This window comes from Pseudomonas sp. J380, from assembly GCF_009827115.1.
Classification (GTDB): Bacteria; Pseudomonadota; Gammaproteobacteria; order Pseudomonadales; family Pseudomonadaceae; genus Aquipseudomonas; species Aquipseudomonas paracarnis.
The window spans coordinates 3,735,705-3,762,389 of sequence record NZ_CP043060.1; the positions used below are offsets into that span (position 1 = coordinate 3,735,705).

General features: G+C 60.7%; 24 protein-coding genes. 16 read left to right on the forward strand and 8 right to left on the reverse strand.

Features of this window, described 5'->3' with window-relative positions; all coding sequences use genetic code 11:
- The first annotated feature begins 14 nt into the window (after positions 1-14).
- Positions 15-878, forward strand: a complete 864-nt coding sequence (locus FXO12_RS16915) for a DMT family transporter (RefSeq protein ID WP_229999887.1) — start codon at positions 15-17, stop codon at positions 876-878.
- A gap of 50 nt (positions 879-928) precedes the next feature.
- On the opposite strand, the gene FXO12_RS16920 is transcribed toward FXO12_RS16915, so the two are convergent.
- Together FXO12_RS16920 and hslO are read right to left on the reverse strand one after the other, a co-directional pair.
- Positions 929-2,470: a phosphoenolpyruvate carboxykinase gene (locus FXO12_RS16920; RefSeq protein ID WP_005783824.1), complete on the reverse strand. Its 1,542-nt coding sequence runs from the start codon at positions 2,468-2,470 to the stop codon at positions 929-931.
- A 179-nt stretch (positions 2,471-2,649) separates the two neighbouring features.
- Positions 2,650-3,552: an Hsp33 family molecular chaperone HslO gene (gene hslO, locus FXO12_RS16925; RefSeq protein ID WP_054920269.1), complete on the reverse strand. Its 903-nt coding sequence runs from the start codon at positions 3,550-3,552 to the stop codon at positions 2,650-2,652.
- Between the two features lie 124 nt (positions 3,553-3,676).
- Here hslO and FXO12_RS16930 point away from each other — a divergent pair, with 124 nt between their 5' ends.
- The gene (locus FXO12_RS16930; protein WP_034125497.1) at positions 3,677-4,480 is read left to right on the forward strand and encodes a phosphatase PAP2 family protein; all 804 of its coding nucleotides are present in this window, start codon (positions 3,677-3,679) and stop codon (positions 4,478-4,480) included.
- Positions 4,481-4,616: 136 nt separating this feature from the next.
- On the opposite strand, the gene FXO12_RS16935 is transcribed toward FXO12_RS16930, so the two are convergent.
- Complete coding sequence (locus FXO12_RS16935; RefSeq protein WP_003236026.1) at positions 4,617-5,024, reverse strand: RNA-binding S4 domain-containing protein; 408 nt, start codon at positions 5,022-5,024, stop codon at positions 4,617-4,619.
- 116 nt (positions 5,025-5,140) lie between these two features.
- Here FXO12_RS16935 and FXO12_RS16940 point away from each other — a divergent pair, with 116 nt between their 5' ends.
- From FXO12_RS16940 to rimK, 3 genes are all read left to right on the forward strand, one after another.
- Positions 5,141-5,920, forward strand: a complete 780-nt coding sequence (locus tag FXO12_RS16940) for an EAL domain-containing protein (protein WP_054896652.1) — start codon at positions 5,141-5,143, stop codon at positions 5,918-5,920.
- A gap of 79 nt (positions 5,921-5,999) precedes the next feature.
- Positions 6,000-6,416, forward strand: coding sequence for an ATP-dependent zinc protease (locus tag FXO12_RS16945; RefSeq protein ID WP_229999889.1), 417 nt, complete (start codon positions 6,000-6,002; stop codon positions 6,414-6,416).
- Positions 6,413-7,318, forward strand: coding sequence for a 30S ribosomal protein S6--L-glutamate ligase (rimK, locus tag FXO12_RS16950; protein WP_003187674.1), 906 nt, complete (start codon positions 6,413-6,415; stop codon positions 7,316-7,318). Before FXO12_RS16945 ends, rimK begins: the two co-directional genes overlap by 4 nt.
- 140 nt (positions 7,319-7,458) lie before the next feature.
- Here rimK and FXO12_RS16955 read toward each other — a convergent pair whose 3' ends face one another.
- Both FXO12_RS16955 and ompR read right to left on the reverse strand, forming a co-directional pair.
- On the reverse strand, positions 7,459-8,772 hold the full coding sequence (locus tag FXO12_RS16955; RefSeq protein WP_003187671.1) for an ATP-binding protein: 1,314 nt from the start codon (positions 8,770-8,772) through the stop codon (positions 7,459-7,461).
- Positions 8,773-8,889: 117 nt separating this feature from the next.
- A complete protein-coding gene (gene ompR, locus FXO12_RS16960) occupies positions 8,890-9,630 on the reverse strand; it encodes a two-component system response regulator OmpR (protein ID WP_003187669.1) in 741 nt (246 codons plus the stop codon).
- 357 nt (positions 9,631-9,987) lie between these two features.
- Between ompR and FXO12_RS16965 the strand changes: the two genes are divergently transcribed.
- From FXO12_RS16965 to tauD, 7 genes are all read left to right on the forward strand, one after another.
- Entirely contained in the window at positions 9,988-12,312 is a 2,325-nt protein-coding gene (locus FXO12_RS16965; RefSeq protein WP_057975357.1) for a Tex family protein, read from the forward strand.
- Positions 12,312-12,695 (forward strand): PaaI family thioesterase, encoded by a 384-nt coding sequence (locus FXO12_RS16970; RefSeq protein ID WP_052199927.1) that lies wholly within the window; start codon positions 12,312-12,314, stop codon positions 12,693-12,695. The genes FXO12_RS16965 and FXO12_RS16970 overlap by 1 nt, the downstream gene beginning before the upstream one ends.
- Positions 12,696-12,909: 214 nt before the next feature.
- On the forward strand, positions 12,910-14,493 hold the full coding sequence (gene gshA, locus FXO12_RS16975; RefSeq protein ID WP_054920278.1) for a glutamate--cysteine ligase: 1,584 nt from the start codon (positions 12,910-12,912) through the stop codon (positions 14,491-14,493).
- Positions 14,494-14,752: 259 nt separating this feature from the next.
- On the forward strand, positions 14,753-15,730 hold the full coding sequence (gene tauA, locus FXO12_RS16980; RefSeq protein WP_034125493.1) for a taurine ABC transporter substrate-binding protein: 978 nt from the start codon (positions 14,753-14,755) through the stop codon (positions 15,728-15,730).
- 17 nt (positions 15,731-15,747) lie between these two features.
- Complete coding sequence (tauB, locus tag FXO12_RS16985; RefSeq protein WP_054896655.1) at positions 15,748-16,527, forward strand: taurine ABC transporter ATP-binding subunit; 780 nt, start codon at positions 15,748-15,750, stop codon at positions 16,525-16,527.
- The gene (gene tauC / locus FXO12_RS16990; RefSeq protein WP_057975356.1) at positions 16,524-17,360 is read left to right on the forward strand and encodes a taurine ABC transporter permease TauC; all 837 of its coding nucleotides are present in this window, start codon (positions 16,524-16,526) and stop codon (positions 17,358-17,360) included. The genes tauB and tauC overlap by 4 nt, the downstream gene beginning before the upstream one ends.
- A 14-nt stretch (positions 17,361-17,374) precedes the next feature.
- Positions 17,375-18,211, forward strand: a complete 837-nt coding sequence (tauD, locus tag FXO12_RS16995) for a taurine dioxygenase (protein WP_057975355.1) — start codon at positions 17,375-17,377, stop codon at positions 18,209-18,211.
- 139 nt (positions 18,212-18,350) lie between these two features.
- On the opposite strand, the gene mgrA is transcribed toward tauD, so the two are convergent.
- The 3 genes from mgrA to epsC form a co-directional block, all read right to left on the reverse strand.
- Entirely contained in the window at positions 18,351-19,388 is a 1,038-nt protein-coding gene (gene mgrA, locus FXO12_RS17000) for an L-glyceraldehyde 3-phosphate reductase (protein ID WP_034125489.1), read from the reverse strand.
- A gap of 127 nt (positions 19,389-19,515) precedes the next feature.
- Positions 19,516-21,477 carry a choline transporter BetT gene (betT, locus tag FXO12_RS17005; protein WP_169856569.1) on the reverse strand — a complete coding sequence of 654 codons (1,962 nt, stop codon included), beginning with the start codon at positions 21,475-21,477 and terminating at the stop codon, positions 19,516-19,518.
- Positions 21,478-21,876: 399 nt separating this feature from the next.
- A complete protein-coding gene (epsC, locus tag FXO12_RS17010) occupies positions 21,877-22,803 on the reverse strand; it encodes a serine O-acetyltransferase EpsC (protein ID WP_014716464.1) in 927 nt (308 codons plus the stop codon).
- A 166-nt stretch (positions 22,804-22,969) separates the two neighbouring features.
- On the opposite strand from epsC, the gene FXO12_RS17015 reads away from it, so the two are divergent.
- The 4 genes from FXO12_RS17015 to tcyN all read left to right on the forward strand — a co-directional run bounded on the left by FXO12_RS17015 (position 22,970) and on the right by tcyN (position 26,363).
- A complete protein-coding gene (locus FXO12_RS17015; RefSeq protein WP_057975354.1) occupies positions 22,970-23,965 on the forward strand; it encodes a D-cysteine desulfhydrase in 996 nt (331 codons plus the stop codon).
- Between the two features lie 188 nt (positions 23,966-24,153).
- Complete coding sequence (tcyJ, locus tag FXO12_RS17020) at positions 24,154-24,948, forward strand: cystine ABC transporter substrate-binding protein (RefSeq protein ID WP_014716462.1); 795 nt, start codon at positions 24,154-24,156, stop codon at positions 24,946-24,948.
- Complete coding sequence (gene tcyL, locus FXO12_RS17025; protein ID WP_003187646.1) at positions 24,948-25,613, forward strand: cystine ABC transporter permease; 666 nt, start codon at positions 24,948-24,950, stop codon at positions 25,611-25,613. The genes tcyJ and tcyL overlap by 1 nt, the downstream gene beginning before the upstream one ends.
- Positions 25,614-25,616: 3 nt before the next feature.
- On the forward strand, positions 25,617-26,363 hold the full coding sequence (tcyN, locus tag FXO12_RS17030) for an L-cystine ABC transporter ATP-binding protein TcyN (RefSeq protein ID WP_014716461.1): 747 nt from the start codon (positions 25,617-25,619) through the stop codon (positions 26,361-26,363).
- Positions 26,364-26,685: the final 322 nt, after the last annotated feature.

A 26,685-nucleotide genomic window follows, 5' to 3' on the forward strand; every position in this document is an offset into this window, starting at 1 on the left:
AACAAGGACCTTACATGGACGTAACAATGGGCCTGCTGGCCGCCCTGCTCTGGGGCGGCACGGACTTTCTGGTGGGCCTCAACGCCCGAGCCGTTGGCGTAAAACGCGCGGTGTATTTCGGCCAAGCCCTCGGTTTTTTGATCATGACCCTCCTGCTGGTCATTTTCCCAGCCTTCCTTTTCAAATCCCTTGATGCACCGTTAAGCGTTTGGCTCCTGGGCGTCGCCGCCGCTCTGCTGACGGTGTCCGGCGCCCTTGCGCTGTCCAAAGCCTTTGCCTTGGGCAAAGCGGCCATCGTCGCGCCATTGGTGACGTCCTATGGGGTCGTGACCACCTTGCTGTCCTGGGCCAGCGGTGAACACATCAGCCTGATACAACTGGGCTGCATCGCCCTGTGCGTGATCGGCGTTGTGCTGTCCAGCATTCACAAGGACAACGGTACGCCTCACAACAACCCGCGCCTGTCCATTGCCTACGCCATGTCCGCCGCAACCCTGTACGGCACCAGTTTCTGGCTGCAAGGTCGCTACACACTGCCAGCGCTGGGGCCAATCACCATGTTGTGGCTGGGTTACCTGGTGGGCTTGTGCGTGCTGGTGGTGATGGTGCTGAAGATCAAGGATGGCTTGAAGATCCCGCCGCTGAAAAATTGCGCGACGTTGACCGGTGCGAGCTTGATGAACCTCGGCGGGTTCTCGGCATTTTCGTGGGGCGCGATGGCCGGCTCGGTGTCGGTGGTGACGGTGATCAGTACGCTCTCTGGAGGGATCGCGGCGATCCTGGGGTTTGTATTTTTCAAGGAGCGTTTGTCAGCGGTGCAGGTCGCAGGCGTTGTACTGGTGCTGGTCGGTGCAGTGGTACTGCACATCGCCGACTAATCGCCCATAAAAAAGCCGCCTAAGAGGCGGCTTTTTTACAACGGCGAATCTTACAACTTAGGACCCGCCGCCTTGATCGCATCGCTGACTTCAAACTTCTTGAAGTTTTCGATGAACAGGCCAGCCAGAGCTTTCGCTGCTTCGTCGTAGGCAGCCTTGTCAGCCCAGGTGTTGCGTGGGTTCAACAGGCCGGTTTCAACGCCCGGTACGGCCAATGGCACGTCGAGGTTGATGGTGTCCAGGTGTTCGGTTTGCGCACCGATCAACGCACCGCTCTGGATCGCTGCAATCACGCCGCGAGTGGTCGGGATGTTGAAGCGTTTGCCGACGCCGTAGCCGCCGCCGGTCCAGCCGGTGTTGACCAGGTAGACCTTTGAGCCGAAACCACGGATACGCTTGATCAGAAGCTCTGCGTATTCGCCAGCCGGGCGTGGGAAGAACGGCGCGCCGAAGCAGGTGGAGAAGGTCGACTTGATGCCGCTGCCCGAACCCATTTCGGTCGAGCCCACCAGAGCGGTGTAGCCGGACAGGAAGTGGTAGGCCGCTTGTTCTTCGCTGAGGATCGACACAGGCGGCAGTACGCCGGTCAGGTCGCAGGTCAGGAAGATCACCGCGTTTGGCTCGCCGCCCAGGTTCTTCTCGGAACGCTTGGCAACGTGCTCCAGCGGGTAGGCGGCACGGCTGTTCTGGGTCAGGCTGACGTCGGCGTAGTCGGCGTGCTTGGCCTCGTCGATCACGACGTTTTCCAGCACAGCGCCGTGCTTGATAGCTTTCCAGATAACCGGCTCGTTCTTCTCGGACAGGTCGATGCACTTGGCATAGCAACCGCCTTCGATATTGAACACCACGCCTTCGCCCCAGCCGTGCTCGTCGTCACCGATCAGGTAACGGCTTTCGTCGGCGGACAGGGTGGTCTTGCCAGTGCCGGACAGGCCGAAGAACAGGGTCACATCGCCTGCTTCGCCAATGTTGGCGGCGCAGTGCATCGGCAGCACGTCGGCAGCCGGCAGCAGGAAGTTCTGCACCGAGAACATGGCTTTTTTCATTTCACCGGCGTAACGCATGCCGGCAATCAGTACTTTTTTCTGAGCGAAGTTGAGGATCACGCAACCGTCGGAGTTGGTACCGTCACGCTCTGGTACGCACTCGAAGTTGGCCACGTTGAGCACTTGCCACTCTTCACGACCGGCCGGGTTGTACTGGGCCGGGTTGATGAACAGGCAACGACCGAACAGGTTCTGCCAGGCAGTCTGGGTGGTCATTTTCACGGCCAGGTAGTGGTCTTCTGCAGCCCCTACGTGAACATGGGAAACGAAATGCTCTTGCGCGTTATTGAACGCCTCGACGCGAGCCCACAGGGCATCGAACTTGTCGGCCGGGAACTTGCGGTTGATCGGGCCCCAGGCGATGGCGTCCTGGGTGGAAGGCTCTTCAACGATGAAACGGTCAACCGGCGAACGACCGGTGCGGTGACCGGTTTCTACGACCAGCGCGCCAGTATCGGCAAGCACGCCTTCACCGCGCTGCAGGGCTTCTTTGACCAGATCGTCAACACTCAGATCGGTGTATACGGCGTTATTGGCTTGCGTCATGAGGTTCCCCGTCGGCCTATGGCCGAGTGCTCCAAACGTTTTGTAGTAGAAAGTTGCGCACTACTACCGCGAAAAAAGTGGGCCGGATTATGCCAGAAAAGCCCAAAAAGAGTAGGGCCCTCCCGTCAGAACACCTCTAATCCGGCGTTTGTCAGGTGATTTACCTGTGCTTAAACGTTTTAGTGGCGGGTGTCGGAAGGGGTGTCGCTGCCTGCGCCGGCGAACAATTGCGCTACATCAGCCGCGTCGAACAGGTAGCGCTGGTTGCAGAACTGGCAGTCGATCTCGATATGGCCGCCATGTTCCACCACCAGATTTTGCGCATCTTCCAGGCCCAGGCTGACCAGCGCGTTACCGGAACGCTCGCGCGAGCAACTGCAGTGAAAATGCAGGCCCTGTGCGTCGAACAGGCGCACGGCCTCTTCGTGGTAGAGGCGGTGCAGGATGGTTTCGTTGTCCAGGCCCAGCAGTTCTTCGGCCTTCAAGGTGTCGGCCAAGGCGATGATATGCCGCCAGCTTTCGGCACGATCATCCTCATCCTTGATGCGATCGGCCGGCAGTTGTTGCACCAGCAAACCACGGGCGCGCTTGCCGTCGGCGTTAAGCCAGAACTTGGTGCCCACTTGCTGGGACATAACGAAGTAGTTGGTGAAGCATTCCGACAGGGTCTGGCCGTCGAGGTCGACAATACCCTGGTACCGCTGGCCTTCAGTCGGGTCGACAGTCAGTGCCAGGACGCCGTTGGGCATCAGGTCGGCCAAGGTGGCATCTGCGGCAATCTGGTCAGCCTCGTAACGGGCCAGGCCACGGATCTCGCGCTCGCTCGAGCACTCGATCATCAACATGGGCACTGGCCCTTCGGAACGAGCCTGCAAGATCAGCAAACCGTCGAACTTCATGGTGCCCACCAGCAGCGCCGCGGCGGCCATCAACTCGCCGAGCAATTGCGCGACCGGCTCCGGATAGGCATGTTTGGCAAGGACTTCGGCATAGCTGAGCTCCAACGAAACCATCTCGCCGCGGGCATCGCTCTCATCGAAGATGAAGCGTTGGGTGAAGTCGGTATCCGGTAGATCAGTCATAGGTCTGGGTATCTGAAGTGATGACAAAATGATTACAAGGTTTATAAAATTAAACGCTTTAGCACCATCTTGGTGCGACTTCTCCTGAATTCAAGGAGCTGAATAGAGCGATGAGGGACAGTTTATGAACAATCCGGGTTTGTTCCAAGCCAACTGGAACCTCCGGCGATGGGCTCTTTGCAATCTACTCGCTATCGGACTGCTGTGTTTTTGGCTGTGGCCCACGGGCCAGATGCTCTGTGTGATTTTCGACGAGTGGCTGTTTCATCTGCTCAATGGCCCATTGGCCACGAACTCGACCTGGCTACATGTGTGGGCCGTGGCCAGCCTGCGGCCGTTTGATGCAGTGGTCGGCGTGATTTTGCTGGCGCTGTTGATCCGCGGCGACTGGGTGTTCAAGGCCGTACAGGTGCGCCAGGCGTTTTTTGGCTTCCTCGGCATTCTGCTGCTATTGCTTTTTATCCGCATGCTGTTCTCCAAACTCGCGGCGCACATGGGCTGGCAGCACAGTAGCCCGTCGATGGTCATCAGCGGCGCGATTCAAATGAGCGACTTTTTCCCAGGGCTGGAGAAAACCTGGGAATTGAAGGACCGCTCGAGCCAGAGCTTCCCCGGCGACCATGCTTCGGTGCTATTGATCTGGGCGATGTTCATGAGCGTGTTCGCCCGGCGCATCGGCCAGGTGCTGGTGATCTGGGGCCTGGCGCTGCTGTTCATGATGCCGCGGCTGGTAGCCGGCGCGCACTGGGGCCAGGACGATTATATCGGTGGCGTACTGCTGGCGCTGTTGGCGCTGGGGTGGGGGTATTACACGCCGTTTGCGGCGAAGGTGTCGGGCGCTTTGTTGCGAATGACGGCGCCGCTTTTCGGGCTACTGAGCAAGTTGCCCGTTATTGGGCGGTTGAGTGTCATGCGCACAACTCCGTAACCCCCCAGGGCTAAAAGTGGGAGCGGGCTTGCTCGCGAACGCGGGGTGTCAATCAATGCATCTGTGCCTGACCCACCGTATTCGCGGGCAAGCCCGCTTCCACATTTGATCGAGTTTGCATGGGCGACTCGTGCAATCAATCGTCATTGCCGCTGCCGCGAAACTTGAACAGATCGCGGCGCTGCTTCTTGCTCGGCTTGCCGTCAGTGGTCAGGCCTGAAGCCCCTGCCTTGCGCATGGCCGCAGCGTTTTCGCGCTTGGCGATGCTGGCTTCGGTCTCGGCATACAGTGCCTGCGCTTCAGGCGCGCCCCGGCGGACGATGGAAAGCGCCTGTACTACGATGGTTTTTTCATCAAAGCCTGTACGAATCTGAAACTCGTCGCCGACGCGCGGCTCCTTTCCCGGCTTGCAGCGCTCGCCGCGATGATGCACCTTGCCGCTCTCGATAGCGGCCTTGGCCAGAGCGCGGGTCTTGTAGAACCGCGCTGCCCACAACCACTTGTCCAGCCGGACCTTCTCTTCCTCTTCCTGCTTTTGAGCCACTTGAATTCCTCGCTCTGAAAAATGTCGCAACTTTACCGTTGAAACCCTTCGACGCATAAACCCCAAGGCTCACCTAAGATACGCCAGGTAGCACCCTGTTTTCGCGAGGATACGCCGTGACCGACTTTCCCCTCTCACTCACCTCGCCCAACCAGCGGTGCGTGGGTTGCCAGCAAAGCGAGCCTCTGGGGTTCGATTTCGCGTTCGCCTACCAGCCTATCGTAGACCTGCGTGACCATTCGATCTTCGCCAACGAAGCCTTGGTGCGCGGTCCCCAGGGAGAAGGCGCGCTGTCGGTGCTGGCTCAGGTCAACGAAACCAATCGCTACCGCTTCGACCAGCGCTGCCGGACCAAGGCCATCGCCGGTGCCGCAGCCCTGGGCATGCAGACTCACCTTTCCATCAACTTCATGCCCAATGCTGTATATCGTCCGGAACTGTGTATCCGCAGCACTCTGGAGGCCGCCCGGGCGCACAATTTCCCGCTGGACCGGCTGATTTTCGAGACCCTGGAAAGCGAGCACGTAGATAACTATCGCCATTTGACGAATATTCTGCGTGAATACCGCGAATTCGGCTTCAAGACCGCCATCGACGATTTCGGCGCGGGCTATTCGGGGCTGAACCTGCTGGCCGATTTCCAACCTGACTTGATCAAGCTCGACATGGCGCTGATTCGCGATGTCGACCAGGATCGTGTCCGTCAGGTGATCGTCCGGGGGATTGTCACAATCTGTGAGCAGTTGGGGGTTACTGTCATCGCCGAGGGCATCGAAAGTGCCGGCGAGCGCGACTTCCTGTCCGACTGCGGAATATTTCTGATGCAGGGCTTCTGGTTCGCCAAGCCTGCATTCAAAGCGTTGGCTGAGGTATCTCCTCAAGCCTGGGCGAATTGACCGGTTAACCATATTGAAGACATTTGACCATTTGACCGTTGTGGGTCTGCGTGAGTGGGTGGCACTTCCCGACTTGGGAGTGGCGGGCCTGCGGGCGAAGATCGACACCGGTGCCAGTACCTCAAGCCTGCACGCCACCGATATCGAGCCCTTTGAGCGCGACGGTGAAAAGTGGGTGCGTTTTACCGCGCACCTGGGCAGCGTGGTGCAACTACGTCACCGCCGCTGTGAAGCGCCCCTGGTGACGATGAAAACCATCAAGAGCTCCAACGGCCATGCACAGGTGCGCTACGTGATCAGCACTACCCTGGCCCTGGGTGATCGGGTATGGCGGGTGGAGTTCACCCTCGCCTGTCGCAAAGCCATGCGTTACCGCCTGCTGCTGGGCTCCAAGGCGCTGATTGACGGCCAGTTGGTGGTCAATCCAGGCCTCAAGTACGTTCAAGACAAGCCGGTGTTCCCGGTCTCCACTATTTCTGCCCCAGGTGCTGCATGAAGATTGCTGTGCTGTCGCGAAACCCGCGTCTGTATTCCACCCGTCGCCTGGTCGAGGCCGGCACTGAACGTGGCCATGAAATGGTGGTGATCGACACGTTGCGTGCCTACATGAACATTGCCAGCCACAAGCCGCAGATCCACTACCGGGGCAAACCCCTGGAAGGCTTTGATGCGGTAATCCCGCGTATCGGCGCTTCGGTGACGTTCTATGGCTGCGCGGTATTGCGCCAGTTTGAAATGATGGGGGTGTTTCCGCTGAATGAATCCGTGGCCATTGCGCGCTCGCGGGACAAGCTGCGCTCCCTGCAACTGCTGTCGCGCCGGGGTATCGGTTTGCCGGTCACCGGTTTTGCCCACTCTCCGGACGACATTCCCGACCTGATCGAGATGGTCAATGGCGCACCGCTGGTGATCAAGGTACTGGAAGGCACCCAGGGCATCGGGGTGGTGCTGTGTGAAACAGCAACGGCGGCGGAGTCGGTGATTGAGGCGTTCATGGGCCTCAAGCAGAACATCATGGTGCAGGAGTACATCAAGGAAGCGGGCGGCGCGGACATTCGCTGCTTCGTGGTGGGCGACAAGGTGATCGCAGCCATGAAGCGCCAGGCCAAGCCCGGTGAGTTCCGCTCCAACCTGCACCGTGGCGGCAGCGCCAGCCTGATCAAGATCACCCCGGAAGAGCGCATGACCGCGCTACGGGCGGCCAAGGTGATGGGGCTGAGCGTGGCGGGTGTGGACATCCTGCGCTCCAACCATGGCCCCCTGGTGATGGAAGTAAACTCATCGCCTGGCCTGGAAGGGATCGAAACCACCACCGGTAAGGATGTGGCGGGGATCATCATTCAGCATCTGGAAAAGAATGGCGGGCCGAATATGACTCGGACCAAGGGAAAGGGCTGAATACCCACACCTGCCACACGCCGCAAACCACTGTGGGAGCTGGCTTGCCTACGATGACGCCGGTACATTCAACATCGTCGTTGAATGAACTACCGCTATCGCAGGCAAGCCAGCTCCCACATTTGCATTCATATTGCTTGTTAGACAGCGTCTCGAGGCAGCATCAACCCCAGCGGCAGCCGCACCCGCGCTTCCAACCCACCGCCTTCCCGGTTGCGCAGCTCGACATTGCCGCCATGCATCGACGCGATCCGCCGCACAATCGCCAGCCCCAACCCGGTACCCTTGCCTCCTCGGGCGCGGTCGCCACGGGTGAAGGGGTTGAAGATACCCTCCAGCTCAGCCGGGTCGATTCCTGTGCCACGGTCCATCACGCTCAGCACCACGTAAGGCGCGGCACTGTCGCCAGAAACGTACGCCGCCACTTCCACATCGGAACCGGCATGGTGCAAGGCGTTGCCAATCAAGTTGTTCAGCAGGCGCTTCATCGACACCCGGCGTAATGCGAACGGCTGGATCGGCTCCAGGCGCGTGCGCACCTGCTCACCATTCTGGTTATAGGGCGCAACCACCTCACGCACGAGGTCGGTGAGGTCGACCTCCTCGACCACTTCATCCCGCCCGTCACGGATGAACGCCAGGAACTGGTCCAGAATAGCGTCCATGTCCTCGATGTCGCGCACCATGTCATCGGTGAGGTCGGTATGGTCCCCCATCAACTCCAGGGACAACCGTAATCGCGTCAGCGGCGTGCGCAAGTCATGGGACACCCCCGCCAGCATCAACTCGCGTTCGCGCCCAGCCTGTTCGACATCTTCTGCCATCTGGTTGAAGGCGCCGTACACCTCGGTCATCTCACTGGGCGTGTCGCTGACCGGCAAGCGCACACTGCGCCCCTGGCCCAGTTGGCGAGCGGCAAACACCAGGCGCTTGAGGGGTTGGTTGAGCTGGCGGACGAAAATCCACGCGGACGCCGTTGAAAGCAAGCCAATGGCCAGGAACCAGCCCAACACGTTCCAGATTTTTTGCCCCCGCAGCGGGTGCGGATAAAGCGGAACCTTGATCCAGGCATCCCCCAGGCTTGGCGCTCGCACCCACAGCGCAGGCGAAACATGCATACGCAGCCGCACCTCGGTGTCGGCACCCAACTCGGCCTGCATCTGGCGCTGGTAGATCTCGCTGTAAGGCCAATGCTGCTCGCCTTCAGGCACACCAGCGCCGTCAACCCGCGTCAGCGTCGACGCCTTGGCTACTTTTTCGCGGTTCTCAGGGTCTACCGCCCAATAGCCACGCAACGTCAGGGCGACACCATGGCTGTACTGCCGGTCCACCAGCACGTCTTCGTTCATCAACAGATAAACCAGCGTGAGCGCCTTGGAAAACAGAACGACAATAAGCACCAGCCAGAGGGTGCGGGAGAAGAAACTTTGTGGGAACCACAGCGGGGTTTTCATAGATGAAAGCTGCACACCTTGCAGGAACGAGCGGCGCTCGCAGAATTGCAGACGCCGGGCATCCCGTCGACCCTCATGGAGTCAAACGCCAGGATACCCGCCCCTGCAAATCATCGGTCACTTGGTTGCGGTGCCATCCGGCACAAACACATAACCCACACCCCACACCGTCTGGATATACCGCGGCTTGGACGGGTCTGGCTCGATCATCCGGCGCAATCGGGAAATCTGCACGTCGATGGAGCGCTCGAGGGCGTCCCATTCCCGGCCACGGGCCAGGTTCATCAGCTTGTCACGGGTCAGCGGCTGGCGAGCGTTCATCACCAGGGCCTTGAGCACTGCGAATTCGCCGGTGGTGAGCATGTGCACTTCTTCACCGCGCTTGAGCTCACGGGTGGCCAGCGAAAGTTCGTAATCGCCAAAGGTGACGCTTTCGTCTTCGCTGCCCGGTGCACCCGGTACCGCCGGTGCCTGGCGACGCAACACGGCCTTGACCCGCGCCATCAGCTCATCGGGATTGAACGGCTTGGCCAGGTAGTCATCAGCGCCCAGCTCCAGCCCCTTGATGCGGCTCAGTTCATCGCCCTTGGCGGTGAGCATGATGATCGGGATCTGATTGTTCGCACCGCGCAGGCGCTTGCAGGCGGTGAGGCCGTCTTCACCGGGCAACATCAGGTCGAGTACGACCAGGTTGAAAACTTCACGCCCTAACAGACGATCCATCTGTTCGGTGTTCGGCACCGCGCGGGCACGATAGCCCTTGGAGTTGAAAAAACGCTCCAGCAGGCTGCTCAGCCCCGGATCGTCATCAACGATGAGAATTTTTTCGCCTTCAGCAGTTTGTGCGGTGCTGCTCATTGGATGCTCCTCTTATCTCGGCGCGCATTATGGCGTAGCTGCCGTTATACGCACCGTGTGCATTGTTAGCAGATTTTTCATCTACTGCCAGCGAACCCGCGCCCTACAAGCTGCGGCGCAGTAGCCCCCAAGGGCGGAACGCTGGTTATAATGCGGCGCCTCCGTGCAGGGCAACGTCAGATCGTTACCGTTTGCTGCCGGGCTTTTTTTACCCGCTTGTCGTGACTTTTTCGATTTCGAGGGTCAATAGCCAGCCTCTTGACCCAGGCAGCGGCGCCAGTCGGGCCGCTCAACCAGCCTCGCCGAGCCTTGTTTTTACGGGCCGGCGCGCTGATTTTAAGAATTTCAGGTGGTTTTATGGACAGCATCAACAGCCGCATCGCCGAGGAACTCGGCGTACGCCCACAACAGGTCGAAGCGGCCGTCGCTCTACTGGATGAAGGCTCCACGGTGCCCTTCATCGCCCGTTACCGAAAAGAAGTGACCGGCAGCCTCGACGACACCCAACTGCGGCACCTGGAAGAGCGCCTGCGCTACCTGCGAGAACTCGACGAACGGCGTATCAGCATCCTCGCCAGCATCGAGGAACAGGGCAAGTTGACCCCGCAACTGGAACGCGACATCAAGCTCGCCGACACCAAAACCCGCCTCGAAGACCTTTACCTGCCGTACAAACAGAAACGTCGTACAAAGGGCCAGATCGCCCTGGAAGCCGGCCTGGGTGACTTGGCCGATGGCCTGTTCAACGACCCCTCGCTGACGCCAGAAGCCGAAGCCGCCCGTTTTATCGACGCGGAAAAAGGCGTCGCCGACGTCAAGGCCGCCCTCGAAGGCGCCAAGTACATCCTGATGGAGCGCTTCGCCGAAAACGCCAGCCTCCTGGAAAAACTGCGTACCTACCTCAAGCAGGAAGCCATCCTCAGCGCCCGCGTCATCGCCGGCAAAGAGGAAGAAGGCGCCAAGTTCCGCGACTACTTCGAACACGACGAGCCGCTCAAAAGCATGCCGTCCCACCGCGCCCTGGCGATTTTCCGCGGCCGTAACGAAGGCATTCTCAGCTCCGCGCTGAAAGTCGGTGACGAGCTGCCGGGCACCATGCACCCCTGCGAAGGCATGATCGGTCAACAATTCGGCATCCAGAACCAGAACCGCCCGGCAGACAAGTGGCTCGGCGAAGTGGTGCGCTGGACCTGGAAGGTCAAGCTCTACACTCACCTGGAAACCGACCTGCTGGGCGAGTTGCGCGACGGCGCCGAAACCGAAGCGATCAACGTGTTCGCCCATAACCTGCACGACCTGCTGTTGGCCGCACCGGCTGGCCCGCGTGCCACCCTGGGCCTCGACCCGGGCCTGCGCACTGGTTGCAAGGTCGCGGTGGTCGACGCCACCGGCAAGCTGCTGGACCACGCCACCGTGTACCCACACGTACCGCACAATAAGTGGGACCAGACCCTCGCGATCCTGGCCGCCCTGTGCGCCAAGCACGCGGTGGACCTGATCGCCATCGGCAACGGCACCGCCAGCCGCGAAACCGACAAGCTGGCCGCCGAGCTGATCAAAAAATACCCAGCCATGAAGATGACCAAGGTCATGGTCTCCGAAGCAGGCGCTTCGGTGTACTCGGCTTCGGAGCTGGCCTCCAAGGAATTCCCGGACCTCGACGTGTCGATCCGTGGCGCAGTGTCCATCGCTCGTCGCCTGCAAGACCCGCTGGCCGAACTGGTGAAGATCGACCCTAAATCCATCGGCGTCGGCCAGTACCAGCACGACGTGTCGCAACTGAAGCTGGCACGCGGCCTGGATGCGGTGGTGGAAGACTGCGTAAACGCCGTGGGCGTGGATGTGAACACCGCATCCGTGGCCCTGCTGGCGCGAATCTCCGGCCTCAACGCCACCCTGGCGCAGAACATCGTCAGCCATCGCGACGAAAACGGCGCGTTCAAAACCCGCGCCGCACTGAAGAAGGTCGCACGCCTGGGTGAAAAAACCTTTGAACAGGCTGCTGGTTTCCTACGCGTAATGAACGGCGACAACCCGCTGGACGCCTCTGCGGTTCACCCGGAAGCCTACCCGCTGGTGCAACGCATTGCCGCCGAAACCGACCGCGATATTCGTTCGTTGATTGGTGATGCCGCGTTCCTCAAGCGCCTGGACCCGAAGAAGTACACCGACGAAACCTTCGGTGTGCCGACCATCACCGATATCCTGCAAGAACTGGAGAAACCGGGTCGCGACCCGCGCCCGGAGTTCAAGACCGCCGAGTTCCAGGACGGTGTCGAAGACCTCAAGGACCTGCAACCGGGCATGATCCTCGAAGGCGTGGTGACCAACGTGACCAACTTCGGCGCGTTCGTGGACATCGGCGTGCATCAGGACGGTTTGGTGCATATCTCCGCGCTTTCGGAGAAGTTCATCAAGGACCCACGTGAAGCGGTGAAAGCCGGTGACGTGGTCAAGGTCAAGGTCATGGAAGTCGACATCCCACGCAAACGCGTCGGCCTGTCGATGCGCATGAGCGATACCCCCGGCGAGAAAATCGACGGTGCCCGTGGCGCTCGCCCCGGTTCGGCGCCGCGCCAGTCGCAGAGCAACGCCCCGCGCAAGGAAACCACCACCGCCGCGCCAAGCAACAACGCCATGGCGTCGCTGTTTGCCAACGCTAAACAGTTGAAGAAGCGCTGATGGAAATTCCGGCCGGTTTGACCCAGAGCGCATTCAGCGAACTGATCGGCTGCCGCCTGCAACGCCTGGAAGAGGGCGTTGCCGAGGTGGCCCTGACCCTGGAGCCGCACCTGCGCAACCGCGCGGGCAAGCTCCATGGCGGGGCGATTTTCAGCCTGGTGGATATAACCATGGGCCTGGCCTGTTCCAGCGCCCATGGTTTCGACCAGCAGAGCGCCACCATCGAATGCAAGATCAACTATATCCGCGCCGTGGAAGACGGTGAGGTGTTGTGCACCAGCCGGGTGATCCACGCCGGTCGCCGCACCCTGGTGGTCGAGGCCGACGTGTATCAGAGCGAAAGACTTGTCGCAAAAGCACAGGGCACGTTCGCTGTCCTATAGCTCCCCACCCCCGATTTGAGTTAATTTCGGCGCTGCGATAACAGCGTCGGAATTTTCTCGCTGCGCTGTAGCCCAATTCATGGAGTGAAGTCGGCAAATTCAGAGCGGGTCAAATCGACTCAAAACCAGGCGATCACGCCAGTTTCAACTTCACCCTTGTAGACCGTCCTGCCCACCCCCATATTGGGGCGACTGACGCGTGAAGGAATCCAACTTGAGCGAACTTCTCAACCGCCGCCTGGCCCTGCTCGGCAAGCGCGAACACCTCTCCCTGCTAGAGCAATGCTTGCACGGCATCGAGCGCGAATGTCTGCGCGTCACCAACGAAGGTCGACTGGCGCAAACGCCGCACCCCGAAGCCCTGGGCGCCGCGCTGACCAATGAACAGATCACCACCGACTACTCGGAATCGCTGCTGGAGTTCATCACCCCTGCCCTGCCGAACCCGGCCGATACTCTGAGCAGCCTGGACAAGATCCATCGCTTTGCCTACACCAAGCTGGGCAGCGAATACCTGTGGAGCCCCTCGATGCCGTGCCCGTTGCCGGCCGAGGAAGATATTCCGATTGCCTACTACGGCACCTCCAACATCGGCCAGCTCAAGTACGTGTACCGCAAGGGCCTGGCCCTGCGTTACGGCAAGACCATGCAGTGCATCGCCGGCATCCACTACAACTTTTCCCTGCCGGAAGCGTTATGGCCGTTGCTCAAGGAAACAGAAGGGTTTGTCGGCACCGACCGTGACTATCAATCCACGGCCTACATCGCGCTGATCCGTAATTTCCGTCGCTACAGCTGGCTGTTGATGTACCTGTTCGGTGCCTCGCCAGCCCTGGATGCCGGCTTCCTGCGCGGACGCTCGCATCAGCTTGAAGTCCTCGACGCCGACACGCTGTACCTGCCCTACGCCACCAGCCTGCGCATGAGCGACCTGGGGTACCAGAGCAACGCCCAGGCCGGCCTGACGCCGTGCTACAACGATTTGGCCAGCTACACCGACAGCCTGCGCGAAGCGGTGGCAACACCCTACGCGCCCTATGTCGAAGTCGGCACGCACAAGGATGGCGAGTGGGTGCAGCTCAATACCAACATCCTGCAGATCGAAAACGAGTACTACTCCAACATCCGTCCCAAGCGCGTGACCTACACCGGCGAGCGGCCGATCCAGGCGTTGATGGCGCGCGGCATCCAGTACATCGAAGTACGCTGCCTGGACATCAACCCGTTCCTGCCGATGGGTATCGACCTGCCAGAGTCGCGGTTCCTCGACGCATTCCTGCTGTACTGCGCGCTGAACGACAGCCCACTGTTTGCCAACAACGAGTGCGGCAACGCCACCTCCAACTTCCTCAGCGTGGTCAAGGAAGGCCGCCGTCCGGGCCTGCAATTGCAGCGTGACGGCCAGCCGGTGGACATGAAGGAGTGGGCGGCCGAGTTGCTGGAGAAGATTGCCCCGCTGGCCGCCCTGCTCGATCAGAGCCATGGCATCACCGAGCACAGCGAGGCATTGGACGCCCAGTTGGCCAAGGTCAAGGACCCGTCCCTGACGCCGTCGGCGCAGGTGTTGGCAGCCATGGCTGAGCGCAAGGAAAGCTTTGCGCAGTTCTCCCTGCATCAAAGCGAAGTCCATGCCGAATACTTCCGCAAAGAACCTTTGGCGCCTGAGGAACAAGCGCATTTTGAAGAACTGGCCCGTGCGTCGCTGGCGCAACAGGCAGAGCTGGAGCAGAACGAAGTAGGCGATTTCGATGTGTTTGTCGGTTCGTACCAGGCAAGCATCCTCGCCATCAGCAACTAACCTCAGGCTCGCTCCCCTGTGGGAGCTGGCTTGTGTGGGAGCTGGCTTGCCTGCGATAGCGGTGGGTCAGCAACCCACCTGTTGACTGATACACCGCTATCGCAGGCAAGCCAGCTCCCACATTATTCTGCCAGCCTGAAAACAGGCTTCGCCATTTACCCTCATAAGCTAATTCGAAAAAGTTATTTATTTTCGAATTCTTAGATCATTTAGTCTCCTCTCACGCCGACCCTCGGCCGCCTGATTGAGGAGCTTCCCTTTGAAACTGCTGACCCCTCTGCGCCTGTTGGCCGCATTGTCCCTGGCCGGTGCGAGCCTGTTTGCCCAGGCGGCGGACGTGACCATTGCGTATCAGACCACCGTGGACCCGGCCAAAGTCGCCCAAGCCGACGGCGCCTATGAAAAAGCCACTAACGCCAAGATCGACTGGCGCAAATTCGACAATGGCGCCGACATCATCGCCGCCATCGCGTCCGGCGACGTGCAGATCGGCTACCTCGGTTCCAGCCCGCTCACCGCCGCGATAACCCGTAAAGTCCCGGTGCAAACCTTCCTCGTCGCCACCCAGATCGGCGGCGCCGAAGCCCTGGTGGCGCGTAACGGTTCGGGGATCAACAGCCCTCAGGACCTGGTCGGCAAAAAAATCGCCGTGCCCTTCGTTTCCACCGGCCACTACAGCCTGCTCGCCGCGCTGAAGCACTGGAACATCGACCCGGCCAAAGTCACCATTCTCAACCTCGCCCCACCGGCCATCATTGCCGCCTGGAAGCGCGGTGATATCGACGCCACCTATGTCTGGGACCCAGCCCTGGGCGTGGCCAAGGAAACCGGCAAGGTGCTGATCACCTCCGGGGAGCTGGCCAAGTTCGGCGCGCCGACGTTCGATGCCTGGATCGTGCGCAAGGACTTCGCCGAGAAGCACCCAGAGATCGTCACCGCCTTCGCCAAGGTCACTCTGGATGCCTACGCCGCCTACCGCAAAGACCCACAAGCCTGGCTCGCCGATTCCGGCAACGTCGACAAACTGGTGAAACTCTCCGGCGCCAAGGCCAGCGATATCCCGTTGCTGCTGCAAGGCAACGTCTACCCGTTGGCCGCCGACCAGGTAACGCTGCTGGGCGCACCGACCACCAAGGCCGTCACCGACACCGCTGCGTTCCTCAAGGAGCAAGGCAAGGTCGAGGCCGTGCTGCCCGACTACGCCCCTTATGTCAGCGCCAAGTTCATTACCAACTGACCCAGGAGTTCACTGCGATGGCCTTGCTACAACTGGAGCGCATCAGCGCACAGTACCCAGGCGCCCCGGAACCGGTACTGTCCGATATTTCACTGGAGCTTGGGCCCCAGCAATTGCTGGTCGCCCTGGGCCCGTCCGGCAGCGGCAAGACCTCGTTGTTGAACCTGATTGCCGGCTTCGTCGAACCGTCTGCCGGGCGTATCACCCTCGATGGCGTGCCGGTCAAAGGCCCCAGCGCCGAGCGCGGCGTGGTGTTCCAGGACGATGCCCTGCTGCCCTGGCAGGACGTGCTGGCCAATGTGGCTTTCGGCCTGGAACTGGCCGGCGTGCCCAAGGCGCAGCGCGACGTGCGGGCGCGTGAAATGCTCGCGCTGGTGGACCTGGCCGGTTTCGACAACCGCCGCATCTGGCAACTCTCCGGTGGCCAGAAGCAACGCGTCGGCCTGGCGCGTGCGCTGGCGGCCGACCCGCGCGTACTGCTGATGGACGAACCCTTCGGCGCCCTGGATGCCTTCACCCGTGAACAGATGCAGGAGTTGCTGCTGCAAGTGTGGCGGCGCACGGCCAAGCCGGTATTTCTGATTACCCACGACATCGAAGAAGCGGTGTTTCTGGCCACGGACCTGATCCTGCTCGCGCCCAACCCCGGCCAGATCGTCGAACGCTTGCAGCTGGATTTCGGCCAACGTTACGCCGCCGGCGAATCAGCCCGCGCAATCAAGTCCGACCCGCGCTTTATCGAAACCCGTGAACATGTGCTGGGCAAAGTGTTCTCCCAACGGCAGGTGTACGCATGAGCAGTTACGAACTTCCCGCCACGGCCACCGAGCCTGCGACACATCCCGTGATCCCGCTGCGCCGTCGCCTGAGCACGCGCTGGATCAGCCTGCTGACCCTGGCGGCCTTGCTGGCCCTGTGGTGGGCGGTGACCGCCACCGGTTTGATCGAACCTTTGTTCCTGCCACCACCGTCCGCCGTGTTGCAAAAAGGCTGGCTGCTGGCAACCACCGGCTACATGGATTCCACTTTGTGGCAGCACCTGGGCGCGAGCCTCAGTCGCATCGGCCTGGGCCTGGGCTTTGCAGTACTGACCGCCGTGCCGGTGGGGATCGCCATCGGTGCCAACCGTATTGCCCGTGGCATTCTCGATCCGCTGATCGAGTTCTACCGGCCGATTCCGCCCCTGGCCTACCTGCCGTTGATCGTGATCTGGTGCGGCATTGGCGAGCTGTCCAAGGTGCTGCTGATCTACCTCGCTATCTTCGCCCCGATTGCCATCGCCACCGCCACTGGGGTGCGCACCGTCGACCCGGCAAAATTACGCGCTGCGCAGTCGTTGGGCGCTAGCCGCGCGCAACTGATTCGCCATGTGATCCTGCCCAGCGCCCTGCCCGATATCCTCACCGGTGTGCGCATCGGCCTGGGCGTGGGCTGGTCGACCTTGGTGGCGGCCGAGTTGATTGCCGCCACCAGCGGCCTGGGCTTTATGGTGCAGTCGGCGGCGCAGTTTCTGGTCACTGATGTGGTGGTGCTGGGCATCCTGGTCATCGCCCTGATCGCCTTCGCCATGGAAATGGGCCTGCGCGCCCTGCAGCGTAAATTAGTGCCCTGGCATGGCCAGGCACACTGAGTGAAGAACCCACAATGAGCAGCCTGACCATTACCCCATTAAGCTCCGCCCTGGGCGCCCAGATCGGCGGCGTCGATATCACCCAGCCGCTGAATCCCGAACAGCGCGACGCCATTGAACAGGCGTTGCTCGACTATTCGGTGCTGTTCTTCCGTGACCAGCCGATCACCCCTGCGCAACAGGCACGGTTCGCGGCAAACTTTGGCGACCTGCACATCCACCCGATCTACCCCAACGTGCCGGAACAGCCCGAAGTGCTGATCCTCGACACCGCCGTCACGGATGTGCGTGATAACGCGGTGTGGCATACCGACGTGACGTTCCTGCCCACGCCTGCTCTGGGCGCAGTGCTCAGCGCCAAGCTGTTGCCCGCATTCGGCGGCGATACCTTGTGGGCCAGTGGGATTGCGGCGTATGAAGCACTGTCTGAACCGCTAAAGCGCTTGCTCGATGGCCTCACCGCCACACACGACTTCACCAAGTCGTTCCCGCTGGAGCGCTTTGGCAACACCGCCGAGGACCTTGTGCGCTGGGAAGCAACCCGCAAGAAAAACCCGCCGCTATCGCACCCAGTCGTGCGCACGCATCCGGTGAGTGGACGTAAATCGCTGTTCGTCAGCGACGGCTTCACCACCCGAATAAATGAACTGGAACCGGCCGAAAGCGAGGCCATTCTCAAGCTGCTGTTCGCCCACGCCACCCGCCCGGAATTCACCATCCGCTGGCGCTGGCAGGAAAATGACGTCGCGTTCTGGGATAACCGCGTCACCCAGCATTACGCTGTGGATGACTACCGGCCGCAGCGGCGGGTGATGCATCGGGCGACGATTCTTGGGGATGTGCCGTTCTGACGCTTGGCGACAGATCGTTCCCACGCTCTGCGTGGGAATGCCTCCTGTGATGCTCTGCGTCACGACTTTAGAGCGGACGCCGAGCCTCCGGGCTGCATTCCCACGCAGAGCGTGGGAACGATCACCCAGTGGTGTAAGGTTATTCAGCGGTGGATGGCTTTTCCCACAGGTTGATCCCACCTTCCTGCGCAAACCTATCAATCTCCGCCAGTTCTTCTGCACTGAAGCTCAAGTTCTTCAACGCCCCGACGTTCTCGATAATCTGCTCCGGCCGGCTTGCGCCGATCAGCGCACTGGTTACCCGTGGATCACGTAACGTCCACGCCAGCGCCAACTGGGCCAGGCTCTGGCCACGGCGTTTGGCGATTTCGTTCAGGCCGCGTACATGGGCGATGTTGGCTTCGGACAGGTGCTGGGCCTGCAACGAGCCACCACCCGGACGATTGACCCGCGCATCGGCCGGTACCCCGTTGAGGTATTTATCGGTCAACAAACCCTGGGCCAGCGGCGTGAAGGCGATCACCCCGGCGCCGAGTTCTTCAGTGGTGTCCAGTAGGTCTTTTTCCACCCAACGGTTGAGCAGGTTGTAGGCCGGCTGGTGGATCAACAACGGCACTTTCCACTCGTTGAGCAACGCTGCGATTTCGCGGGTTTTAACCCCGGAGTAAGACGAGATACCGATGTACAACGCCTTGCCCTGCTGCACGGCGGTGGCCAGGGCGCTGGCGGTCTCTTCCAGGGGCGTGTCGGGGTCGAAGCGGTGCGAGTAGAAAATATCCACATAATCGACGCCCAGGCGTTGCAGGCTCTGGTCCAGGCTCGCCAATACGTATTTACGCGAGCCGCCACCCTGGCCGTAAGGGCCGGGCCACATGTCCCACCCGGCTTTGCTGGAGATGATCAACTCGTCGCGATAGTGCTTGAAGTCTTCGCGCAGCAACCGACCGAAGTTGATCTCGGCGCTGCCGTAGGGCGGGCCGTAGTTGTTGGCCAGGTCGAAGTGGTTGATACCCAGGTCGAACGCCGTGCGCAGCAATGCGCGCTGGGTGTCGATCGGGGTGCTGTCACCAAAGTTGTGCCACAACCCCAGGGACAGTGCCGGCAGCACCAATCCACTACGGCCTACGCGGCGATAAGGAATAGATTCATAGCGGTTTTCGGCAGCAATGTACGTCATCGAATCCTCTCTTGATCTAGGGCAAATAAGGCCCGGGAATAGGCATATTCCCGGGCCTTTTAAGCAGCTGAATCGCTTAAGTCTGCCTCTTCCTTTTACAGCAAAGACCTACTTGAGAGGAACGCTATCAGCGCACCATGTGCAAGAACTGCAGATGGCGCTCGTACTGGTCGAGGATGTCATTGATGATCTGCTCCTTGGTGTAGCCCACCAGGTCATAGTCCTGGCTGCCCTCACTCAAGTGCACTTCGGCCCGATAGTAGCGGCGGTTGTTGATCTCTTTCTTGCCAATGCCGCCCAAGGCGAACGACGGTGTGAAATAGCCACGCATCTGCACCTGGTAGATGAACGGACGTTCTTCACCATGGCCGATTTCGAGGCTGACGCTGTCGTTGGACGGGTCGGGCTGGGTCACCACCGTAAGGCCCTTCTCGACAAACACTGCGGTCACTTCTTCAATCGCCGGGCGCACCGTGGTGTCGAGGAAACGGTATACCTCATCGCGGGATGGGAAATGCACCGCCTGGCTCAAACGCTGGCGCCAGCCACCTCGGCCTTTGCGCGAAGCGGAGATCGGTGCCAGGGAATGCAACTGCGCGATCTGCTTTTGCGACTCCAGGTAGAACGCCTTGTGCAGCCCCCACATCATCAGCAGCAGGATCAGCGAGAACGGCAGCGAGGTCAGTACCACCGCAGACTTGAGCGAGTCGATACTGCCGGCGAACAGCAAGGCACTGGTGACCAGGGCGGTCATCGCGCCCCAGAACACACGCAGCCACTTCGGCCCGTCTTCATCCGCGTTGCCGCCTTTGGACGAGAGAGTGGACAGCACCACAGTGCCGGAGTCAGCCGAGGTCACGAAGAACACAAAGCTGATGAACACCGTGACCGCGATCACCGTCTTGCTCCACGGGTAGGTTTCCAGCAGCAGGTAGAGGCTCATCGATGGGTCATCGATCGCCGACTGGCCCAGTGCAGCCATGCCATGGTTGAGCACCTGGTCGATGGCGCTGTTACCGAAGATCGACATCCACGCCAGGGTGAAGCCCAGTGGAATCAGCAGCACGCCAAACACGAACTCGCGGATGGTACGACCACGGGAAATACGCGCGATAAACAGGCCCACGAACGGCGACCATGCGATCCACCAGGCCCAGTAGAACACCGTCCAGCCGCCCAGCCAGTCGCTCGGCTCGTTGTAGGCGTACACATCAAAACTCTTGGTGGGCAGCGCCCCCAGATAGTCACCGATGTTCTGGATCAAGGTGTTGAGCAGGTGCTGGGTAGGCCCGGCGAACAACACGAACAGCAGCAGCGCACAGGCCAGCAGCATGTTGATGTCGGACATCACCCGCACGCCCTTGTCGACGCCGGCCACGGCCACGATGATCGCCGCGCCCATCATCAGGGTGATCAGGCCCACCTGGATCCACTGGGTATGGGCAATGCCAAACAGGTAGTCCAGGCCAGAGTTGAGGTGCAGTACGCCAAAGCCCATGTCGGCGCCCAGGCCGAACACCGTGGCAATGATGCCAAAGCCATCCACCGCGTAACCGATAGGGCCATTGATGCGCTTGCCGATCAGCGGGTACAGCGCCGAGCGCAACGCCAGCGGCAGGTTATGCCGGTAGGCGAAATACGCCAGGGCCATGCCGACAAACGCGAACACGCCCCAGCCATGCAGGCCCCAGTGCAGGAACAACACCTGCATGGCCTGGCGCGCCGCATCGGCGTTCATTGCTTCGCCCTGGGGCGGCTGCACCAGGTGCGTCAGCGGCTCCGAGACGCAAAAGAAAAACAGCGTGATGCTGATCCCGGCGGCGAACAACATGCCAGCCCAGGACAGGTAACTGAATTCGGGCTCGTCGTGGTCGGCACCGAGTTTTATCTTGCCGTAGCCCGATAGCGCGGTGACCACCACGAAGACCAGATACAGCGTCATCGCCAGCATGTAGTACCAGCCGACCGTATTGGCCGCCCAGTTTTGCGCCGCCAGCAGCCAGGCACCGGCCTGTTGCGGGATAGCGATGACCGTGATGCCGAACAGCAGGATGACGGTCGCGGCAAAATAGAAAACGGGCGCATTCATGCGCACCATGCCGCTGGAAGGGGTGGACGATGCACTCATGAACGATGCACCTCAAGGTTGCGGGATATGGCTGTAAAAAACGGACTCAGCAAAGGTAAGCCTCCTGTTGTGAGCGGGCAGCGAACCACCGGTTTAACTTGAACGAACGTTCAAGTTAAACATGAATAGGCGGTCTGGGACTAATCGCAGGGCTGAGTGGTAGGTGTTTCCTACACTAGCTCAGGGATTGGTATGACGCGTGAAGGAGACGAATCGTTCAGCAACCCGACGGTGAAATACATACGAAATGTGGGAGCTGGCTTGCGTGCGATAGCGCTGGGTCAGCCACCCATCTGTTGACTGATACACCGCTATCGCAGGCAAGCCAGCTCCCACACTGACCGGCGTTTGACTCAGGTATTACTTCTGCGCCCCATCATCATGCTGCAAATTCGCCTGGGTGATATTCGCCCCGGCCGGCACGCTGCGGGTCAGCCACACATTGCCGCCGATGGTCGAACCCTGGCCAATGGTGATCCGCCCCAGGATCGTCGCCCCGGCGTAAATCACCACATCATCTTCAACAATAGGGTGACGCGGGTGGCCTTTCTGCAATTGCCCATCTTCATCCGCCGGAAAGCGTTTGGCGCCCAGTGTCACGGCCTGGTAGATGCGCACCCGCTCGCCGATGATCGCGGTCTCGCCAATCACCACGCCTGTGCCGTGGTCGATAAAGAAACTCGGGCCGATCTGTGCGCCGGGGTGGATATCAATGCCGGTGGCCGAGTGGGCGATTTCCGCACTGATCCGCGCCAGCAACGGCAGGCCGGCGCGGTACAGGTGGTGGGCCAGGCGGTGGTGGATCACCGCCAGGATGCCCGGGTAGCACAACAGCACCTCATCCACACTGCGTGCGGCCGGGTCGCCGTGGTAGGCGGCCAGTACGTCGGTGTCCAGCAGGCTGCGCAAGGATGGCAACGCCAGGGCGAAATCCTGGATCAGGCGAATGGCGTGGGCGTTGACTTCGCTGTCGTCCTCACCGCTCTGGCGCGCGGCATAGCGCAACTCCAGGCGCGCCTGGGCGAGCAAGGCGTTGAGCGCGACGTCGAGGGTATGGCCCACGTAGAAGTCTTCGCTTTCTTCGCGCAGGTCCGCCGGGCCCAGGCGCATCGGAAACAGGGCGCCGCACAAGGCCTCAAGAATCTGTGCCACCGCCTCGCGGGACGGCAACTCGCGGCCACCATGCTCGCCACTCAAGCGCCCATTGCGCGTTCGCCACTGGTCGCGGGCGCCGCGCAGCTGGCTGACGATGGTCTGCAATTGCCAATGACTGGAACGCTCACTCACGGTATTCACTCCTGACGAAATGGCCATCACTTTACGGTATGCACCCAGGCAGCTCTTAAGAACCAATGGTGTGGAGCTAAGAACCTTTAGTCATAAGCGATTGGCGGTTGCCCGATGAAAAGTGCCTGCCTATAGTCCCCCAATCACTCAGCCACCGTGCGTAACCATGATCAAACAACAGCTCGACCGTTTTAACCGTCTGGAACTACTGGGCAGTGCCACGGCCCTGGAAAAACTCGAGCGGCTGTCGGCTTGGCTGGGCAGGGACATCTACGTCAAACGCGATGACACCACGCCGCTGGCCATGGGCGGCAACAAGCTGCGCAAACTCGAATACCTGGCCGCCGACGCCATCGCCCAGGGCGCCGACACCCTGGTCACCGCCGGCGCGATCCAGTCCAACCATGTGCGCCAGACCGCCGCGCTCGCCGCCAGGCTTGGCCTGGGCTGTGTTGCCCTGCTGGAAAACCCTACCGGCACCGACGACCCCAACTACCTGGGCAACGGCAATCGCCTGCTGCTGGAGCTGTTCGACGCCAAAGTGGAGCTGGTGGAAAACCTCGACAACGCCGACGACCAACTCAACGCCCTCGCCGACCGCCTGCGCAGTAACGGCAAGAAGCCGTACCTGGTGCCTATTGGCGGTTCCAATGCACTCGGCGCGCTGGGCTACGTGCGCGCCGGGCTGGAGTTGGCCGCGCAAATTGAAGACAGCGGCATTCAATTCGCCGCCGTGGTGCTCGCCTCTGGCAGTGCGGGTACCCACAGCGGCCTGGCCCTGGCCTTGAGCGAAGCACTGCCGCAGCTGCCAGTGATCGGCATCACCGTGTCGCGCTCCGAGCAAGCGCAATGCCCGAAAGTGCAGGGCCTGGCCGAACGCACTGCCGAGTTGCTCGGTGTGGCTATCCCCGACGCCTTCAAGGTCACCCTGTGGGACGAGTATTTCGGGCCGCGGTATGGCGAGCCAAACGCTGGCACCCTCTCGGCGATCAAACTTTTGGCCAGCCAGGAAGGTCTGTTGCTGGACCCGGTGTATACCGGCAAGGCCATGGCCGGTTTGCTCGACGGCATCGGGCGCCAGCGCTTTGAAGAGGGGCCGATCATTTTCCTGCATACCGGTGGCGCGCCGGCATTGTTTGCCTATGACTCAGTATTCAACTGATTGAATACTGTCGATGTGGGAGCTGTACATATTTCTAAAAAGAATATGAAATGGTATTTTTATTATTTTCAAGACTTAAAACCCACCTTATCATCGCGCCGAAGGCGAAGACGCGCTTCGCGCTTTAGGGCAGGATACGACTACCGCGTCACCTGCTTCGCTCACCATAAAAAACACAGGGGCTCTCCATGACTATTTCTGCATTTCGTCGCACGCTGTTGGTTGGCACTTTGGGCCTCGCGCTTGGCGCTGGCTGGTTGGGCCAGGCGGTTGCCGGCGAGCAATTGAACACCATCAAGAAGGCCGGCGAGATCAAGATCGGCCTGGAAGGCACCTACCCGCCGTTCAGCTTTGTCGATGAAAGCGGCAAGCTCAGCGGTTTCGAAGTGGAACTGTCCGAGGCGCTGGCCAAGGAGCTGGGTGTCAAGGTCAAGCTGCAAGCCACCCCTTGGGACGGCATCCTCGCCGCGCTGGAATCCAAGCGCCTGGACGCCGTGGTCAACCAGGTGACCATCTCCGAAGAGCGCAAGAAAAAGTATGACTTCTCCAAGCCTTACACCGTGTCCGGCATCCAGGCGCTGGTGCTGAAAAAGAACGTCGACTCGATCAAGAAAGCCGACGACCTGGCCGGCAAGAAAGTCGGTGTGGGCCTGGGCACCAACTACGAACAATGGCTCAAGGACAACCAACCAAAAGCCATTATCAAGACCTACAACGACGACCCGACCAAGTTCCAGGACCTGCGCATCGGCCGTATCGACGCCATCCTGATCGACCGCCTGGCCGCCCTGGAATACGCCAAGAAAGCCCCCGACACCGCCGCTGCCGGCGACGCCTTCTCCCGTCAGGAATCCGGTATCGCCCTGCGCAAAGGTGAGCCCGAGCTGCTCGATGCGGTGAACAAGGCTCTGGACAAACTGCGCGCCGACGGCACGTTGAAGACGCTGTCCGAGAAGTACTTCAACGCTGACGTCACGCAATAATGGAAGCAGGTTTCCAACTCGCGCTGGACTCCGCGCCCTTTCTGCTCAAGGGCGCGTACTACACGGTAATCCTCAGCCTGGGCGGGATGTTTTTCGGCCTGCTGCTGGGCTTCGGCCTGGCCTTGATGCGCCTGTCGCGCTTCAAGCTCTTGAGCTGGACCGCCCGGGTCTACGTGTCGTTCTTTCGCGGCACGCCGTTACTGGTGCAGCTGTTCCTGATCTACTACGGCTTGCCACAAGTGGGCATCGAGCTGGACCCGATCCCGGCCGCCATGATCGGCTTTTCGCTGAACATGGCTGCCTATGCGTGTGAAATCCTGCGGGCCGCCATCGCCTCCATCGAGCGTGGCCAGTGGGAAGCCGCTGCCAGTATCGGCATGACCCGTGCGCAGACGTTGCGCCGGGCCATCCTGCCCCAGGCGATGCGCACGGCGTTGCCACCTTTGGGCAACAGTTTTATTTCGCTGGTCAAAGACACGGCGCTGGCCGCCACCATCCAAGTGCCGGAGCTGTTCCGCCAGGCCCAACTGGTGTCGGCACGTACCTTTGAAATTTTCACCATGTATCTGTCCGCGGCCCTGATCTACTGGATCCTGGCGAGCATCCTGGCGCATCTGCAAAATCGTCTGGAAGACCGGGTCAACCGGCATGACCTGGAGTCTTGAAGCATGATCGTGGTTGAAAAACTGACCAAACAATTCAACGGCCAGGTGGTGCTCAACGGCATCGACCTGGAGGTCAAGGAAGGCGAAGTGGTCGCCATCATCGGTCCCAGCGGTTCTGGCAAAACCACCTTCCTGCGCTGCCTGAACTTCCTCGAAGAACCCACCAGCGGCCGTATCAAGGTGGGTGACATCGAGATCGACAGCAGCAGGCCGCTCAACCAGCAACAGGGCCTGGTGCGGCGCCTGCGCCAGCATGTGGGCTTTGTGTTCCAGAACTTCAACCTGTTTCCCCACCGCACCGCGCTGGAAAACGTCATCGAAGGCCCCATCGTGGTCAAGAAGATGCCACGGGAAGCGGCGGCCGAACTGGGGCGCAAGCTGTTGGCAAGGGTCGGCCTGGCGGGCAAGGAAGCGTCGTACCCGCGGCGCCTGTCCGGCGGCCAGCAACAGCGTGTGGCGATTGCCCGCGCATTGGCCATGGAGCCGGAGGTGATCCTGTTCGACGAACCCACCTCGGCCCTCGACCCGGAACTGGTGGGCGAAGTCCTGGCGACCATTCGCAGCCTGGCCGAAGAAAACCGCACCATGGTCATCGTCACCCACGAGATGAGCTTTGCCCGTGATGTGGCCAACCGGGTGATCTTTTTCGACAAGGGCGTGATCGTCGAACAGGGCGAAGCCAAGGCGCTGTTTGCCAACCCCAGGGAAGAACGTACCAAGCAGTTCCTGAGCAAATTCCTCGCCCACTGACGTTCTGTGTGGGAGCTGGCTTGCCTGCGATGCAAGCGCCTCGGTGTAGCAGTCAAAATGGGGAGATGCTATCGCAGGCAAGCCAGCTCCCACATAAGCCAGGCCCTACAGGGAGTCGCCATTCCAACCCGTAAAAGACCCTGCCGCCTGCCTCTTGAAATCCCCCGCCCCGTCAGACCCGTCTGAATCTCGCCAAACCCGCCGTTTAGCCCTTTGCCTCCATTGACGCTCCTTGGCCAACCCTCTTATCTAGCGCCTTGAGGATTGGATCCTATCCCGGCTACTGACTGAATCGTGCCTTTCGAACCCCCTTGCGCCTGTG

What these genes read in the sequence shown, in the direction of transcription:
- FXO12_RS16915 (WP_229999887.1), top strand. Translation starts at nt 15, where the DNA reads ATGGACGTAACAATGGGCCTGCTGGCCGCCCTGCTCTGGGGCGGCACG.
- FXO12_RS16920 (WP_005783824.1), bottom strand. Translation starts at nt 2,470, where the DNA reads ATGACGCAAGCCAATAACGCCGTATACACCGATCTGAGTGTTGACGAT.
- hslO (WP_054920269.1), bottom strand. Translation starts at nt 3,552, where the DNA reads ATGACTGATCTACCGGATACCGACTTCACCCAACGCTTCATCTTCGAT.
- FXO12_RS16930 (WP_034125497.1), top strand. Translation starts at nt 3,677, where the DNA reads ATGAACAATCCGGGTTTGTTCCAAGCCAACTGGAACCTCCGGCGATGG.
- rimK (WP_003187674.1), top strand. Translation starts at nt 6,413, where the DNA reads ATGAAGATTGCTGTGCTGTCGCGAAACCCGCGTCTGTATTCCACCCGT.
- FXO12_RS16955 (WP_003187671.1), bottom strand. Translation starts at nt 8,772, where the DNA reads ATGAAAACCCCGCTGTGGTTCCCACAAAGTTTCTTCTCCCGCACCCTC.
- ompR (WP_003187669.1), bottom strand. Translation starts at nt 9,630, where the DNA reads ATGAGCAGCACCGCACAAACTGCTGAAGGCGAAAAAATTCTCATCGTT.
- FXO12_RS16965 (WP_057975357.1), top strand. Translation starts at nt 9,988, where the DNA reads ATGGACAGCATCAACAGCCGCATCGCCGAGGAACTCGGCGTACGCCCA.
- FXO12_RS16970 (WP_052199927.1), top strand. Translation starts at nt 12,312, where the DNA reads ATGGAAATTCCGGCCGGTTTGACCCAGAGCGCATTCAGCGAACTGATC.
- tauB (WP_054896655.1), top strand. Translation starts at nt 15,748, where the DNA reads ATGGCCTTGCTACAACTGGAGCGCATCAGCGCACAGTACCCAGGCGCC.
- tauC (WP_057975356.1), top strand. Translation starts at nt 16,524, where the DNA reads ATGAGCAGTTACGAACTTCCCGCCACGGCCACCGAGCCTGCGACACAT.
- tauD (WP_057975355.1), top strand. Translation starts at nt 17,375, where the DNA reads ATGAGCAGCCTGACCATTACCCCATTAAGCTCCGCCCTGGGCGCCCAG.
- mgrA (WP_034125489.1), bottom strand. Translation starts at nt 19,388, where the DNA reads ATGACGTACATTGCTGCCGAAAACCGCTATGAATCTATTCCTTATCGC.
- betT (WP_169856569.1), bottom strand. Translation starts at nt 21,477, where the DNA reads ATGAATGCGCCCGTTTTCTATTTTGCCGCGACCGTCATCCTGCTGTTC.
- FXO12_RS17015 (WP_057975354.1), top strand. Translation starts at nt 22,970, where the DNA reads ATGATCAAACAACAGCTCGACCGTTTTAACCGTCTGGAACTACTGGGC.
- tcyJ (WP_014716462.1), top strand. Translation starts at nt 24,154, where the DNA reads ATGACTATTTCTGCATTTCGTCGCACGCTGTTGGTTGGCACTTTGGGC.
- tcyL (WP_003187646.1), top strand. Translation starts at nt 24,948, where the DNA reads ATGGAAGCAGGTTTCCAACTCGCGCTGGACTCCGCGCCCTTTCTGCTC.
- tcyN (WP_014716461.1), top strand. Translation starts at nt 25,617, where the DNA reads ATGATCGTGGTTGAAAAACTGACCAAACAATTCAACGGCCAGGTGGTG.